The sequence below is a fragment of the Litorilinea aerophila genome (assembly GCF_006569185.2).
Classification (GTDB): domain Bacteria; phylum Chloroflexota; class Anaerolineae; order Caldilineales; family Caldilineaceae; genus Litorilinea; species Litorilinea aerophila.
Map to the genome: position 1 here is coordinate 202,411 of NZ_VIGC02000009.1, position 14,470 is coordinate 216,880.

Below are 14,470 nucleotides of genomic sequence, written 5' to 3' on the forward strand. Positions count from 1 at the left end.
TAGCCTGGACAGCATCTACTCCGTCTCTCACGGTAAGATTCACCGGGCCATCCAGCCGCCATCTACCGTCAGGATCTCACCGTGGACATAGTCCGAAGCCGAGGAGGCGAGGAAGACAACAGGCCCCTTGAAATCCTCAATCCGTCCCCAGCGGCCGGCCGGAATCCGATCCAAAATGGCCTGATAGCGCACCGGATCTTTGCGCAGGGCTTCAGTATTGTCCGTTTCCACGTAGCCCGGAGCAATGGCGTTCACGTTAACCCCCTTGCCAGCCCATTCGTTGGCCAACGCCTTGGTGAGGCCGGCCACGGCATGCTTCGCGGCGGCATAGCCGGGCACGGTGATGCCCCCCTGGAATGAGAGCAGAGAGGCGGTGAAGATAATCTTGCCCCTGCCCCGAGCCAGCATCTCCTTGCCGATCTCCCGGCTGAGGATGAACTGGGCCGTCTGGTTCACCTGGATGATGGTATCCCAGTACTCGTCCGGGTGTTCCGCTGCCGGCTTACGCAGGATCGTCCCGGCGTTGTTGACCAGGATATCGATGACCGGGAAATCGGCTTTCACCTGGGCAATGAACTGGTACAAAGCAGCTCGATCGCTGAAATCGCACTGGTAGGCGGTAAAGTTTCGCCCCAATTGGCGGACTTCCCGCTCGATCTCGCTGTCGTGGAGGGGCAGGGAGGCGCTCACGCCGATAATATCAGCGCCGGCTTCGGCCAGGGCCAGGGTCATGGCCCTGCCAATGCCCCGCCGGCAGCCGGTCACCAGGGCCACCTTGCCATCCAGTCTGAACAGATCCAAAACCGACATGCTACACCTCCAATAGGATTTTCATGTTGGCACCTCCCTGCTCCATCTCCTCAAAGCCAGCCTGAAGCTGCTCCAGAGGACGGACAGAGGTGATCAATTTGTCCAGGGGAAGACGACCAGAAGCAGCCAGCTCAATGGCCCGCTGGAAATCCTCCTGTTCATAGACCCGAACGCCCCGCAGCCGTAATTCCCGCCAGAAAACCCGGAAGAGGTCGACGGCTGGCGGCTGGCCGAAAATGGCCACCACCACAGCCAGTCCTCGCGTCCGCAGCAGCTCCGTCATGGTTCTGGCACCCGCTGCCGAGCCCGAAACCTCGAAGACCACATCAGCGCCGGCACCGTTGGTCTGCTGTTGCACCAGCCCGGGGAGATCTTCTTCGAGCGGATTGACAACCTGGAAGCCCAATTCTTGGATCAGTGCCAACCGGTGGGGATTCACGTCACTCACCAATACATGGGCGCCCTGCTCCCGAGCAACCAGGGCGATCAACGTGCCGATGGGGCCACCCCCAATCACAACCACCTGGTCGCCCGCCTTCACCTCGCCCAGGCGCACGTCATGACAGGCGACGGCCAGGGGCTCGATCAGGGCCGCCTGTTGGAGGGAAAGGGTCTCGGGCAGGCGAAAGACCGTGTGGGCCGGCACCGTCCAAAAGGACTGAAAGGCACCCGGCGTATCGATGCCCAGGAATTTGAGGTTGTGGCAGATGTGGCTGTGCCCTGCCTGGCAGGCGGGACATACACCGCAGGGATCCAGGGGCATGACCGTGACCGGATCACCCACGCGAATCCCCTGCACCTGGCTCCCCACCGCGTGGACGCGCCCGGACATCTCGTGCCCCATGATCTGGGGCATCCGCACCCGCCGATCCATGGCGCCGTGGAAAATGTGGAGGTCCGTCCCACAGATCCCGCCATAGGCCACCTGGATCTGCACCTCGTTCGGACCGGGCGGGCGGGGGGTACAGGTTCCTACCCGGATCCGACGATCTCCTTCATAGAATACGGCCTTCATGTATCACCACCTTATGAATTATCCAGATGAATTAACATTTGGATTGTTTACAGAACACAACCGCTCACTTGTAGGGATCGGCGGCGTCCCGGAGGCCATCCCCCACAAAGTTAAAACACAAAACGGCCACCACCACAAACACGGCGGGGATGAACAACCAGGGACTTTGGGCCAGGCTGCGAATATTCTGGGCGTCCTGCAGGAGGACCCCCCAACTGACCGCTGGCGGACGTATGCCGATGCCAAGGAAACTCAGGGCTGTCTCCCCTAAAATCATGCCCGGTACGCCCAGCGTCAGGCTAACAATCAAATAACTGGCAAAGGATGGCAGCAGATGCCTGACAATGATGTGGAAATCCCCCACGTTGGAGACCCGGGCGGCCATCACAAAGTCGGCCTCCCGCGTCTCCAGGAGCTTGCCCCGCACCGTGCGGGCCAGGCCGGTCCAACCCACCGTAGCCAGCACCACCGTGATGCTGAAATAGACCTGGACTGAGGTCCAGTGGGGGGGAAGGGCGGCGGCCAGGGCAATCCACAGGGGAATGGTAGGAATAGAGATGATGAACTCGATCAGGCGCTGGATGATGAGATCCACGGTACCGCCAAAATAACCGGATATGCCGCCCACCAGACACCCGATCACGAAGCTCACCAACACACCGACAAAACCGATGGAAAGGGAGATGCGAGAGGCGAAGATATTCCGGGAATAGAGATCCCGTCCGAATTCGTCGGTCCCAAAGGGGAAAAATTTCACGGGGCCATCCACGCCAATGAGGTGAATATCCGTTTCCAACAGGCCCAATAACTTGTACGAATATCCCCGGGCAAAGAAGCGCAGCGGATATCGAACCTCAGTGTCCTCCACATAAGTACGTTGGAGGGTTCGCATGTCGAGGCTTTGCTGTCGGCCATAGATGAAGGGTGGAAAATGGAACTGGCCCGACTCATCCCAGAAGTGGATACGCTGCGGCGGCGCCAACGCAAAATCTGCATTTCGCTCCTGGTAGGGGTGCAGGGCGAAGAAATCCGCAAAGATGGCCACAAGATAGAAAATCACCAAAATCGACATGCCTAGCAGGGCCAGCCTGTGTTTGCGGAATTTTCGCCAGACCAGTTGCCATTGGGAGGCCAGGTAATAGCTTTCGTCGTGCAGATCGGGTTGACGAGCAGTTTCGGTCACGACCATGTTACACTCCCCCCTAAATTTTCATCGTACCGGTCTTCATTCGGTCCCTTTCTCCATGCGGATCCGGGGATCTACCACCACCAGCAGAATGTCCGACACCGTGGTTCCGATCACGGTGAGGATGCTCATAAACAGGAGAATCGAGGCGGACAGAAAAGTATCCTGCGAGATCAGGGCACGGAACAACATAGGCCCGGCCGTAGGCAGCCCCAGGACAATATCCACGATGGTGCCCCCCGAGATCAGGGCGGGAAACAGCCACGCCAGATTGCTGATCAGCGGGTTCAAAGCCACCCGCACAGGATACTTGAACAGGAGCCGGGTCTCGCTGACGCCCTTGGCTCGAGCGGTGATGACATATTGCTTCTGCAGCTCGTCCAGGAGTGTGGCCCGCAGGACCCGGATCAGGCCGGCTGCGCCGCTGGTACTGAGTACCAGGATGGGAATGGGCAGGTGCTTCAGCATGTCGATGACCTTGGCGGTGCTCCAGGGCGCATCGATATATTCGGGCGAAAAGAGGCCGCTCAAGTTGGCGCCGAAGAGCTTAAAAGCCAGGAAGAGAAAGACCAGCGCCAGCATGAAGTTGGGAATGGCTAGCCCCAGGAATCCCCACACGGTGATCACATAATCCCCCAACGAATATTGGTGGGTGGCCGAGTAGATGCCGATGGGAATCGCGATGGCATAGGTGACTAACGTGCTCAGGATGGCCACCGTAAAGGAAAGGGCCAACCGTTCCCGAATGAGCTCCCCCACGGGTTTTTGCCACTCGTAGGAAAAACCGAAATCTCCGCGAAACACGGATCCCAGCCATTTCAAGTAGCGTTCGTGCATGGGCAGATCGAGCCCATATTGGGCCTTGAGCGCCTGGATCATCTCCTCGGTGATGACATCACCAGCCTGTTGCTCAAGGCGGCTGATATAGGTGGACAAATAGTCGCCTGGCGGGAGCTGAATGACCACAAAGGTAACAATGGTGACCATCCAGAGGAGAAAGAGCAGGTAGATTGACCGCTGGACCATGTAGCGCGTCATACATCAACCCTCCTTGAACCTGCACAGCATCCGTGCAGCCCGGGGAATCTCATCTATGGGAAAAGACAGGGGCAGAAAACCATTGCGGCCCAGCATATCCCAAAACTTTCATTTTGTCAACAATTGACAATCGACTCAAAATCGAGTATACTCCCCATACCGTGAATCCCAACAGGGTCCATGACTCCATCCATCACGTGGCCAGCGACATTTCTGCCCCCACAAGTCGTGGCCCCCATAGACCGTTCCTGTTCGCCTGGAAAATTCATCCAATCCCTTCGACAAAGGACGTGGGACATGTTGATCGCAGAACTTGAATCAAGACATTATCGCATCCCGTTGCCCACCCCCATGACCGACTCCACCCATGGCAACATGACCCATTTCGAAGTGGTCATGGTCCGCCTTCGTACCCAAAATGGCATCGAGGGGCTGGGGTACACCTACACCATTGGCCAGGGCGGAGCAGCCATCCGCTCCTTGATCGAAGAAGCCCTGAAACCAGTGGTACTTCGCAAAGACGCTCGACGTGTTGAAGCCATCTGGGAGGAGATGTGGTGGCGGCTGCACTACGTGGGCCGGGGAGGATTGGCCAGCTTTGCCATCAGCGCCGTGGATATCGCCATCTGGGACCTGATCGGCAAGCATGACAAGGTGCCGTTTTGGCGACTCCTGGGCGGCCACAGCAATACCGTCCTGGCCTATATTGGGGGCATCGATCTGCACCTGAGCCTGGAAGAGCTGCTGGCCCAGACCCGGGAGAACCTGGCCCGGGGGTATCGCGCCATCAAAATCAAGGTCGGACAGTCCCACGTCCGAGAGGATGTCGAGCGGGTCCGTGCAGTGCGCGAGCTCATCGGCCCAGATATTCGCCTGATGGTGGATGCCAACATGCGGTGGAATGTGGAAACGGCCATTCGCACAGCCAGACAGCTTCAAGAGTACGACGTCTACTGGCTGGAAGAGCCAACCATCCCGGACGACGTGGCCGGCCATGCCCGTATCGCCCAGGAAGGCGGAGTGCCCATCGCCACAGGTGAGAACCTGCATACCCTCTACGAGTTTCGGCAGATGATCCAGCACGGAGGCATCGCCTTCCCCGAACCGGATGTCACCAACATCGGGGGGATCACCAACTGGCTGCGGGTGGCCCGGCTGGCCCATGCCCATAACCTCGCCGTGACCACCCACGGCGTCCACGAGCTGCATTTGCATCTGCTGGCGGCCATCCCCAACGCGTCCTACCTGGAAATCCACAGCTTCGGGCTGGAGCGATTTATCCTTAATCCGCCCCAGCTCCAGGATGGCGTCATGGTGCCCGGCGAGGCGCCAGGTCATGGCGTCCACTTCGACTGGGAGGCGCTGGCACCCTACCTGGTTGCTCCCCGAGAAACCGAAACAGCGCCCTTCGTGGCCACCGCCTGAGTCGCACGATGGAGATGGCCTGGCTTTCTCCGTCGGGGCACCGGCTTCCCAACCCTCAGGCATGCAGTCGTCTCTCACAGACGAAGGAGGTGAAGCACCTGCAGATAATCTCACTTGTCTCCATATTTTGGGATATGTTTTGGTTCAGGACCTGACACAAGGAGATGCTGACCATGTCTCACAAACGACTCTTCCTGCTCGTGAGCCTGCTGGCCTTTCTGGCTTTGATGCTGGCTGCCTGTGGCCGGCGAAACCAGACACCCACGCCGGCGCCAACAGCCCAGGCAGAAGCGCCCGTCCAGGCACCGGCTGCAACCCAGGGCGACGCTTCTGCGGAAACGGCCGCCAATTCGGAAGCCGCCGGTGCAGAGACCACCGGTGCAGAAGATACATCCGACCGGACGTACCCCTTCCAGTATGGCACCCTGGCCGAATACGAGGCGGCTACGGGCAACACCATCACCCAATTCAATGAATCTCCCCTTCTGGCTCAAAAGGTAGCCAACGGTGAACTACCGCCGGTGGAAGAGCGACTCCCCAAGGAGCCAGTGGTGGTTCAGCCCCTCTTCGCCGTGGGAGAATATGGCGGTGAACTGGCCGGCCCTGCCACCAGCCCCACCTGCTGCGGCTGGGATGAAATCGAGGTCCGCCTGCAGAAGCTCTTTACCATCGGCCCGGATCTGGTCACCATCATTCCCAATATCGCGAAGGGCTACGAGATCTCCGACGATCAGACCACCTATACCATCTACCTGCGGGAAGGGCATCGGTGGTCGGATGGAGAGCCCTTCACGGCCGAGGATTTCCGCTTCTACTACGAGGATGTGGTGTCTAACCCGGAACTGAGTCCCGTGCCGCCCTCCCTCTACCTGGTCGGCGGCGAGCTGGCCAAATTCGAGGTTATCGACGAGACGACCGTCCGCTACACCTTTGCCGAGCCCAACCCCGGTTTCATCGTGGCCCTGGGCTCAGAATTTGGCAATCGGGGCTTCCTCCCGGCCCATTACTTCAAACAGTTCCACATCGACTACAACCCCGACGCCAATACCCTGGCCGAAGAGCAAGGTTACGCCGACTGGGTAGAACTTTTCAACGCCAAGAAGGTCCCCTACAACTATACCTGGAACCTGGGCGCAGAGACCGACCCCTACGCGCCCACCCTGAACACCTTCGTCTTTGCACGGGAAGATTCCTTCGGCAACAAGTATTACGAACGGAATCCCTACTTCTTCAAAGTTGACGTCGCCGGCAACCAGCTCCCCTACACGGATAGCGTACGGCGGATCCTGGTGGAGGACCTGCAGGTCCAGGACTTAAAGGCCATTGCCGGGGAATATACCCACCACGGATGGGGCAAGCTGCTCAGCGTCCCCACCTATCGGGAAAACGAAGAGGCCGGCAACTACCGCACCGTGATGGTTCCCTACGAGCGGGGCAATGAATATGCCATCATGTTCAACTTCACGGTGGAGGATCCGGTATTGCGGGAGATTTTCTGGGATCCACGCTTCCGACAGGCCATGTCCCTGGCCATCAACCGGGAAGAGATCAACCAGCTGGTCTACTTCGGCCTGGCCACCCCATCCCAGGCGGCGCCAACCCCCAACTCCCTCTACTACGAACCCTGGATGACCGACTACTACGCCGAATACGACCCGGAGAGGGCCAATCAGCTCCTGGATGAAATGGGGCTCGACCAGCGGGATGCCAGCGGGTATCGCCTGCGCCCGGATGGCGAAACCCTCTTCCTCAACTTCCAGGTCTCCGTGCCCGAGGAAGCCTGGCAAAAGATCGGCGAGCTGGTCACAGACTACTGGAACGCGGTGGGCGTGAAGACCAACTACAAGATCATCGACGTAGGTCTGTACAACGAACTGCGAGATGGCAACGCCGTTCAACTCGCGGGGTGGGCGCTAGATATCACCGACATCGAAGATATCAGCAACGGGCTGGGGAACCTGCGACCGTACTGGGGTGCCCGGGCCTCCGGCCATCCATGGCAGGAGTGGCTCCTGGAGCAGGAGCGAAAGGAGAAGGCCCAACAGGCTGGCGAAGGAACCGAAGCCCAATCCCAGGAAGCCGGCGAAGAAGAAATAGTGGGCGAAGAACCGCCGGACGAGATCAAGGAACTGTGGGAGCTGGGCGAGCAGTATCTGGCCCTGCCCTACCGGTCGGAGGAGCAGATCGCCGTGGGGAAGGAATTCTATCGCAAGGCATTTGAACCGCTGTACATGATCGGCACCATCCAGCGGCCGCCCCAGCCCCTGCTCTTCAAAAAGAACCTCTGCAACACGCCGCCCGAGGGTACCCAGGGCGTCTGGAGCTGGAGCTATCGTCAGTGGGTCCTCTACATGCCCGAGCAGTGGTACTTCGCTTCCGACGGCGAATGCCCCTGATGGCACTGTTCCTCCGGAGACTTCGGGATGGGTGTTACCCCATCCCGAAGTCGAACCGTTGATTTCCAGCGCATGAGCCTGCCGAAAGAAACATTCACATGCAGCACAGACACATGGAAACACAAACCCACAGCCAACAACCCAAGCTCAGCGCGGCCTCAAAGCGCGCCCTGGCCTACACCAAAGGCCCCGAATGGTTCTGCGAGTTCAAGGAGTACGACCTGGGTGGCGACCTGGCTTACCAGGAGGGCGTGGTGCGCCGCGATCCCAGCGCTGTCATCCAGATCGACGATACCTACTACGTCTGGTACACCAAAAGTACCGGCGAGACCGCAGGCTTTGGCAGCGGCGATCCGTCGAAGAAGGTCTTCCCTTGGGACCTGAGCGAAATCTGGTATGCCACTTCCCAGGACGGATGGACGTGGCGTGAACAAGGACGTGCCATCGGGCGCGGGCCCGCCGGCGCTTTCGACGACCGCTCCGTCTTTACCCCGGAAATCTTCGTCCATGAGGGCAAGTATTACCTGGTGTACCAGGTGGTCCAGGCCCCCTACGTGTTGCGGGTCAAAGAGCATGTCGCCATGGCTGTGGCGGACTCTCCAGATGGTCCCTGGCGTAAGTTGCCGGCACCCATCCTCTCCCCCGCCGACAACGGCATCTGGCTGGGCGAGAAAGACGATCGCTTTGCGGTGGTGGAAAAAGGAGACTTCGACAGCCATAAGGTTCACGACCCCTGTCTCATCTACTACCGCGACCGATTTTACCTCTACTACAAGGGAGAGCAGATGGGCGAGGGCATGACCTTCGGCGGCCGGGAGATCCGCTGGGGCGTCGCCATCGCCGATCAGCCCGAGGGCCCCTATGTGAAGAGCGAGTACAATCCCATCACCAACAGCGGTCATGAAGTGTGCATCTGGCCCTACCGGGGCGGGATCGCCGCCGTCCTCACCACCGACGGCCCCGAAAAGAACACCATCCAATACGCGGAGGATGGCATCAACTTCGAGATCATGGCTGTGATCAAAGGGGCGCCAGAGGCCATGGGCCTCTTCCGCACTCCCGACCACGACACAAGTCCCCTGGCCGGCATCCGCTGGGGACTCTGCCACCGCTACGCGGCGAACCGCAACTGGCAGTATATCCGCCGCTTTGAAACCTACTTCCCCCGAAGGGTGTAGATCCCCGAGAGTGAGGTCCAACATGCTCCGAAGAATTCCGGCTCCCAGGCGAACGACCCTATCCATCATCTTCGTGCTCGCACTCGTCCTCCTTGCATCGGGCATGCTTCTGGTTGCCATGAATCGCGAACGACCCGCCAGCCAACATTGGGAATGGGATATCTACCCGGTGCCTGTCGCTCCAGGGGATGGGTATCGATGGGAACTCCTGCCCATGTCGGACGACTTCAACTACACTGCCCCTGCCGACGACAAAGGCCCCCAATTCACCCAAAAGTGGCAGGATACCTATCACAATCCCTGGACCGGCCCCGGTCTGACCGAATGGCAGCGAAATCACTCTTGGGTGGAAGGCGGACACCTGGTCATCGCGGCCAGCCGCAAGCCAAACAGCAAGCAAGTGTACGCCGGGATCATCACGTCCAAAGAAAGGGTAATCTATCCCGTCTACGTGGAGGCCCGGGCGAAGATCAGCAACCTCGTCCTGTCCTCCGCCGTGTGGATGCTGAGCCCCGACGACACCCAGGAAATCGACATCCTGGAAGCCTATGGCAGCGACCGACCTGACCAAACGTGGTTCGCCGAAAGGGTACACCTGAGCCACCACGTCTTCATCCGCGAGCCGTTCCAGGACTACCAACCGACGGATCCAGGCTCCTGGTACTACGATGGCACCATCTGGCGGGAAGATTTCCATCGCTACGGCGTATACTGGCGCGACCCCTGGCACCTGGAATACTACATCGACGGCCAGCTTGTGCGCACCGTGTCCGGGGCATCCATCATCGATCCCCTTAACTACACCAATGGAACTGGCCTGAGCAAGGCGATGGACGTGATCATCGACATGGAAGACCAAAACTGGCGATCGGATAACGGCATCACCCCCACCGACGAAGAACTGGCCGACGACAGCAAACGCTTCTTCTACGTGGACTGGATCCGCTTCTATCAGCTGGTGCCCGAGGGCAACCAGTAGTTCAAGCTCGTTGGGGCAGGGCAAGCCCCGACGAGTGCTGTCTGACCGACAACGGTGAAACATATCAGCCCCTCAGGCCTGCCCTTGACAAAGGGTGGGCCTTTTTGTATATTGCCCTTACGCAGTTCCACATTATGAATACTTGTTTCAAAAACACAAGCGCAGAGCCACCATGCAAGAACCCTACCCCGGCACCCAGGCCGTGGTCCGGGCGCTCTCCCTCCTCAAAGCCTTCAGCGATGCCCGGCCAGCCTGGCACCTGACCGAATTGGCCCAGGCTGTGGGCCTGAATAAGACCACCGCCTACCGGTTGCTCAGCACCCTGGAGCGGGCCCAGTTCCTGGTGCGGGATCCGGCCACCGGCGCCTACCGCCTGGGCCCCGAGCTGATCGCGCTGGGCGCTTCGGCCCTGCGCTCCAACGATCTGCGCAGCATCAGCCGCCCGAGTCTGGAGGCGCTGGCTGCGGAGACGGGCGAAACCACTTCCCTGGAGATCCTGGTGAACGATCAGGTTTTGATCCTGGATGAAGTCTCCACCCGCTATCGGCTGGGCGTCTCCCAGGACGTGGGCAGCCGCCTGCCCGCCCACGCCACTTCCACGGGCAAGGTCCTCCTGGCCCATCAGCCCGCGGCCATGGTGGAAGCCCTCCTTCAACAGCCCCTGGCCCGCCTGACAGAGCGCACCCTCGTGGATCCGACCATGTTGCGCCAGGAGCTGGAACAGGTGCGCAGGCAGGGATATGCTGTGGCCGCCGGAGAGCTGGAGGCCGGCTTTGTGGCGGTGGCCGCGCCCATCTTCGACCATCATCGCCAGGTGGTGGCGGCCGTGAGCGTGGGCGGCCCCAGCACCCGACTAAACGAGGCCCATTGGCCTGCCCTGGTGGAGCAGGTTCAACGCTGTGCCCGTCACATTTCCCACCAGTTGGGATACCGGCCTGCCGGCGACGCTCCGACCGAAACCCAGGGGACGGCGCCGGCCTCCCCCCGTTGAAGCGGATTCACAAAAAAGGAGCGATACCATGCTGTTGAATTCCATCACTCGACTGAATGTTCCCGGCCCCGAAGCCCGGGCCTTCATTGCCCGGGATCATCGGGTCATTTCGCCGTCCTACGGCCGTGAGCATCCCTTTGTGATGTCCCACGGCAAGGGGTGCTATGTGTGGGATGTGGACGGCAACCGGTATCTGGATTTTGTGGCTGGCATCGCCGTCAACGCCACCGGGCACTGCCACCCCCGGGTCGTCCAGGCCATCCAGGAACAGGCCGAGCAGTTCATCCACATCTCGTCCGACTTCTACCACCAGCGCTGGATCGAGCTGTCAGAGCGCTTGAGCCAGATCGCGCCATTTGCGGAGCCGGCCCGGGTCTTCCTGGCCAATTCAGGCACGGAAGCGGTGGAGGCCGCCATCAAGCTGGCCAGCTACCACACAGGGCGCAGCCGCTTCATCGGCTTCATCGGTGGCTTCCACGGACGAACCCTGGGCGCGCTGGGTTTCACCGCCAGCAAGACCGTCCAGCGGGCCGGCTTCATGCCGGCACCGGCGGTGACCCACATCCCGTACCCCAACCCGTACCGGCCGGTCCTCCAGCCCATGCCCGGCGACCGGGACTACGGCGAAACAGTGGTGAACTATCTGGAGCAGGTGATCTTCCAGAACCTGGTCCCGCCGGAAGAGGTGGCGGCGGTTCTGGTGGAACCCATCCAGGGGGAAGGGGGCTACATCGTCCCACCGGATGGTTTCTTCCCCCGGCTGCGGGAGCTCTGTGACCGCCATGGGATTCTGCTGATTGTGGATGAAGTGCAGTCGGGGATGGGACGCACCGGAGAATGGTGGGCCATTCAACACTGGGGCGTGGAGCCAGACATCGTCTGCAGCGCCAAGGGAATTGCCAGCGGTGTGCCCCTGGGCGCGGTCATCGCCCGGGAACACATCATGACCTGGCCGGCAGGCGCCCACAGCAACACCTACGGGGGCAACCCCCTGGCCTGTGCCGCCGCGCTGGCCACCCTGGATGTGCTGGCCGAGGAGGGGCTGGAGAATGCCCGACTGCAGGGCGCATATCTGTTGGAGAGGCTGCGGAAGATGGCCGATCGACACCCCCACCTGGGCGATGTACGCGGCAAGGGGTTAATGGTGGGCGTAGAGCTGGTGGTGGACAGGGATTCCCGACGGCCGGCTGTGGCGCTGCGCAACCGGGTGAAGAAGCTGGCCTTCGAGCATGGCTTGTTGGTGATCGGCTGTGGCGTCAGCAGCATCCGGTTCTGCCCACCCCTGATCGTCAGCCGCCAGGAGGTGGACGAGGCGCTCCAGATCTTCGAACACGCCCTCACCCTGGCCGAGGAGGAGCAGGAGTAGGCCGGGCCTCACTCGATGGTGATGGATTCCAGGCCCGGCTCCGCCTCCGGATAGCGCATGTCCAGCGCTTCCAGCGCATCCACGATGACCTGGGAAACCACCAGATTCCGGTACCACTTGCGATTGGCCGGCACGATGTACCAGGGCGCGTAGGAGATGCTGGTCTCGCGGATGGCGTCGGCGTAGGCCTGCATATACTCGTCCCAGCGCTTGCGTTCGGCCAGGTCTCCTTTGTTGAACTTCCAACGCTTGTGGGGCGTGTCCAGCCGGGCCTGCAGGCGCTCCTTCTGCTCTTCCGGCGAAATGTGCAGGAAAAACTTGAGGATGGTGGTCCCCTCATCGGCCAGGAGTTTCTCGAACTGGCGGATGTGCTCATACCGCCGCTGCCAGACCTCCGGCGGCACCAGGTTGTGGACCCGCACCACCAACACATCCTCGTAGTGGCTGCGATTGAAGATGACTATCTCGCCGCTGCCCGGCGTATGTTTGTGAACCCGCCAGAGGTAGTCATGGCGGAGTTCCTCGGGCGTGGGAACTTTGAAGGCCGCCACCCGGACGCCCTGGGGGTTAACGCCGTCGAAGACGTGGCGGATGGTCCCATCCTTGCCGCCCGTGTCCATGGCCTGGAGCACGATCAGGACCTTGTGCTTTCCTTCCGCGTAGAGGAGCTCCTGCAGGGCTTCCAGCCGGCGGTTGAGCGCCTTGGTTCGTGCTTTCCCTTCCGCTTTCGAACCGGAAAACACCGACCTGTCGTCTGGATCCCACCGGCTCAGGTCGACGGCCATGCCGGGCTCGACCCGATAGTGGTCCACCGTCTTGTCTACCATGTGACAGTTCCTTCTCTTTCAGGCAGATTGCATTCACCCAGGACCGTCGCTACCACGCCACGGTGCCGGTCGATGGTGCGTCCGGGGGCGCGATGGAATCGACCCCAGGCAGCAAGCTGTGATACGATTTTGAGGCCATAGCCCTGAGACCATAGCATAAGGTGGCTTCAGGAGCAAGCCAGTTGGCCTGGCCGGATCTGCCCCCCGCTCTGGGGCAGAAGGGAGAACGACAGGGGGAAGGAAGCCCATGACCATGCCATTGAACCAGCCAGATTTTTCCCTGGCCGAGAAGGTGGCCCTGGTGACCGGCGCGTCCCGGGGGATTGGCGCAGCCATCGCCCGCACCTACGCCGCGGCCGGGGCGAAGGTGGTGTTGGCCAGCCGCAAACAAGAGGCCCTGGACGAGGTGGCTGCCCAGATCCAGGCGGCCGGGGGGACGGCGCTGGCCGTGGCCGCCCACACGGGCGACCCGGCGGCGGTGGCGCATCTGGTGGAACGAGCCGTGGAAACCTACGGCGGCGTGGACATCCTGGTCAACAACGCGGCCACCAGCCCCCACTTCGGCCCCCTGCTTACCGCCCAGGAGAGCCACTGGGACAAGACCCTGGACATCAACGTCAAGGGATACTTTCGCCTGGTCCAGGCCTGCGTGCCCGCCATGCGGGCCCGGGGCGGCGGGAAGATCATCAACGTGGCCTCCATCGCAGGTCTGCACCCCCAGCCGGGCATGGGTATCTACTGCGTCAGCAAGGCTGCGGTGATCATGCTCACCCAGGTGCTGGCCCAGGAGCTGGCGCCCGATGGGATCCAGGTCAACGCCATTGCGCCCGGCTACGTCCAGACCCGCTTCAGCCAGGCCATCTGGGACAACCCGACCCTGAACGACGCTGTGTTGCGGTCCATCCCCCAGCGCCGCATGGGCCGGCCCGAAGAGCTCACCGGCATCGCGCTCTACCTGGCCGCGCCGGCGTCTGACTTTACCACCGGCGCGGTCTTCGTGATCGATGGGGGGCAGAGTGTGGCCAGCCTGCTTCCTCCGTAATATCGATTGTCTAATCACAGGACATAGTAGGTCACGTTTCCATACATGACCGTTTGTCCGGTATGGAAACCGGATCTACGAAATCAGAGGGCCACTTCGCCAGACAAACTTCGCAAGACAATCGGTATCGTCTGTCCGCCAAGAAATGGGGGCTCATCTACCACAAATGTGCGCTACCCACCCCGGCTTCGCAGGGAACCAAACAGGTTCGCACACA

At 60.9% G+C, this 14,470-nt stretch carries 12 protein-coding genes; 7 read left to right on the plus strand and 5 right to left on the minus strand.

The window, feature by feature from the left end; genetic code table 11:
- Positions 1-39: 39 nt before the first annotated feature.
- The 4 genes from kduD to FKZ61_RS09210 form a co-directional block, all read right to left on the minus strand.
- Positions 40-810, minus strand: coding sequence for a 2-dehydro-3-deoxy-D-gluconate 5-dehydrogenase KduD (gene kduD, locus FKZ61_RS09195; RefSeq protein WP_141609785.1), 771 nt, complete (start codon positions 808-810; stop codon positions 40-42).
- Between the two features lies 1 nt (position 811).
- A complete protein-coding gene (locus FKZ61_RS09200; RefSeq protein ID WP_141609786.1) occupies positions 812-1,825 on the minus strand; it encodes a zinc-dependent alcohol dehydrogenase in 1,014 nt (337 codons plus the stop codon).
- A gap of 64 nt (positions 1,826-1,889) precedes the next feature.
- Positions 1,890-3,008, minus strand: coding sequence for an ABC transporter permease (locus tag FKZ61_RS09205; RefSeq protein WP_229964199.1), 1,119 nt, complete (start codon positions 3,006-3,008; stop codon positions 1,890-1,892).
- A 42-nt stretch (positions 3,009-3,050) separates the two neighbouring features.
- Positions 3,051-4,049, minus strand: a complete 999-nt coding sequence (locus FKZ61_RS09210; protein ID WP_141609789.1) for an ABC transporter permease — start codon at positions 4,047-4,049, stop codon at positions 3,051-3,053.
- Between the two features lie 297 nt (positions 4,050-4,346).
- Between FKZ61_RS09210 and FKZ61_RS09215 the strand changes: the two genes are divergently transcribed.
- From FKZ61_RS09215 to FKZ61_RS09240, 6 genes are all read left to right on the plus strand, one after another.
- Positions 4,347-5,474: a mandelate racemase/muconate lactonizing enzyme family protein gene (locus FKZ61_RS09215; RefSeq protein WP_141609790.1), complete on the plus strand. Its 1,128-nt coding sequence runs from the start codon at positions 4,347-4,349 to the stop codon at positions 5,472-5,474.
- Positions 5,475-5,647: 173 nt separating this feature from the next.
- A complete protein-coding gene (locus tag FKZ61_RS09220) occupies positions 5,648-7,870 on the plus strand; it encodes an ABC transporter substrate-binding protein (RefSeq protein ID WP_170199487.1) in 2,223 nt (740 codons plus the stop codon).
- Positions 7,871-7,983: 113 nt separating this feature from the next.
- The gene (locus FKZ61_RS09225; RefSeq protein WP_141609792.1) at positions 7,984-9,048 is read left to right on the plus strand and encodes a glycoside hydrolase family 117 protein; all 1,065 of its coding nucleotides are present in this window, start codon (positions 7,984-7,986) and stop codon (positions 9,046-9,048) included.
- A 118-nt stretch (positions 9,049-9,166) separates the two neighbouring features.
- Positions 9,167-10,027, plus strand: coding sequence for a family 16 glycosylhydrolase (locus FKZ61_RS09230; protein WP_211358487.1), 861 nt, complete (start codon positions 9,167-9,169; stop codon positions 10,025-10,027).
- A 172-nt stretch (positions 10,028-10,199) separates the two neighbouring features.
- Positions 10,200-11,018 carry an IclR family transcriptional regulator gene (locus tag FKZ61_RS09235; protein ID WP_141609794.1) on the plus strand — a complete coding sequence of 273 codons (819 nt, stop codon included), beginning with the start codon at positions 10,200-10,202 and terminating at the stop codon, positions 11,016-11,018.
- Positions 11,019-11,046: 28 nt separating this feature from the next.
- Positions 11,047-12,384, plus strand: a complete 1,338-nt coding sequence (locus FKZ61_RS09240; protein ID WP_141609795.1) for an acetyl ornithine aminotransferase family protein — start codon at positions 11,047-11,049, stop codon at positions 12,382-12,384.
- 8 nt (positions 12,385-12,392) lie between these two features.
- Here FKZ61_RS09240 and FKZ61_RS09245 read toward each other — a convergent pair whose 3' ends face one another.
- Positions 12,393-13,211: a polyphosphate kinase 2 family protein gene (locus tag FKZ61_RS09245; protein WP_141609796.1), complete on the minus strand. Its 819-nt coding sequence runs from the start codon at positions 13,209-13,211 to the stop codon at positions 12,393-12,395.
- Between the two features lie 247 nt (positions 13,212-13,458).
- On the opposite strand from FKZ61_RS09245, the gene FKZ61_RS09250 reads away from it, so the two are divergent.
- Positions 13,459-14,253, plus strand: a complete 795-nt coding sequence (locus tag FKZ61_RS09250) for an SDR family NAD(P)-dependent oxidoreductase (RefSeq protein ID WP_141609797.1) — start codon at positions 13,459-13,461, stop codon at positions 14,251-14,253.
- Positions 14,254-14,470 lie beyond the last annotated feature (217 nt).

Coding starts and splice junctions, on each gene's coding strand:
- kduD (WP_141609785.1), bottom strand. CDS start 810: ATGTCGGTTTTGGATCTGTTCAGACTGGATGGCAAGGTGGCCCTGGTG.
- FKZ61_RS09200 (WP_141609786.1), bottom strand. CDS start 1,825: ATGAAGGCCGTATTCTATGAAGGAGATCGTCGGATCCGGGTAGGAACC.
- FKZ61_RS09210 (WP_141609789.1), bottom strand. CDS start 4,049: ATGACGCGCTACATGGTCCAGCGGTCAATCTACCTGCTCTTTCTCCTC.
- FKZ61_RS09215 (WP_141609790.1), top strand. CDS start 4,347: ATGTTGATCGCAGAACTTGAATCAAGACATTATCGCATCCCGTTGCCC.
- FKZ61_RS09220 (WP_170199487.1), top strand. CDS start 5,648: ATGTCTCACAAACGACTCTTCCTGCTCGTGAGCCTGCTGGCCTTTCTG.
- FKZ61_RS09225 (WP_141609792.1), top strand. CDS start 7,984: ATGGAAACACAAACCCACAGCCAACAACCCAAGCTCAGCGCGGCCTCA.
- FKZ61_RS09230 (WP_211358487.1), top strand. CDS start 9,167: ATGAATCGCGAACGACCCGCCAGCCAACATTGGGAATGGGATATCTAC.
- FKZ61_RS09235 (WP_141609794.1), top strand. CDS start 10,200: ATGCAAGAACCCTACCCCGGCACCCAGGCCGTGGTCCGGGCGCTCTCC.
- FKZ61_RS09240 (WP_141609795.1), top strand. CDS start 11,047: ATGCTGTTGAATTCCATCACTCGACTGAATGTTCCCGGCCCCGAAGCC.
- FKZ61_RS09245 (WP_141609796.1), bottom strand. CDS start 13,211: ATGGTAGACAAGACGGTGGACCACTATCGGGTCGAGCCCGGCATGGCC.
- FKZ61_RS09250 (WP_141609797.1), top strand. CDS start 13,459: ATGACCATGCCATTGAACCAGCCAGATTTTTCCCTGGCCGAGAAGGTG.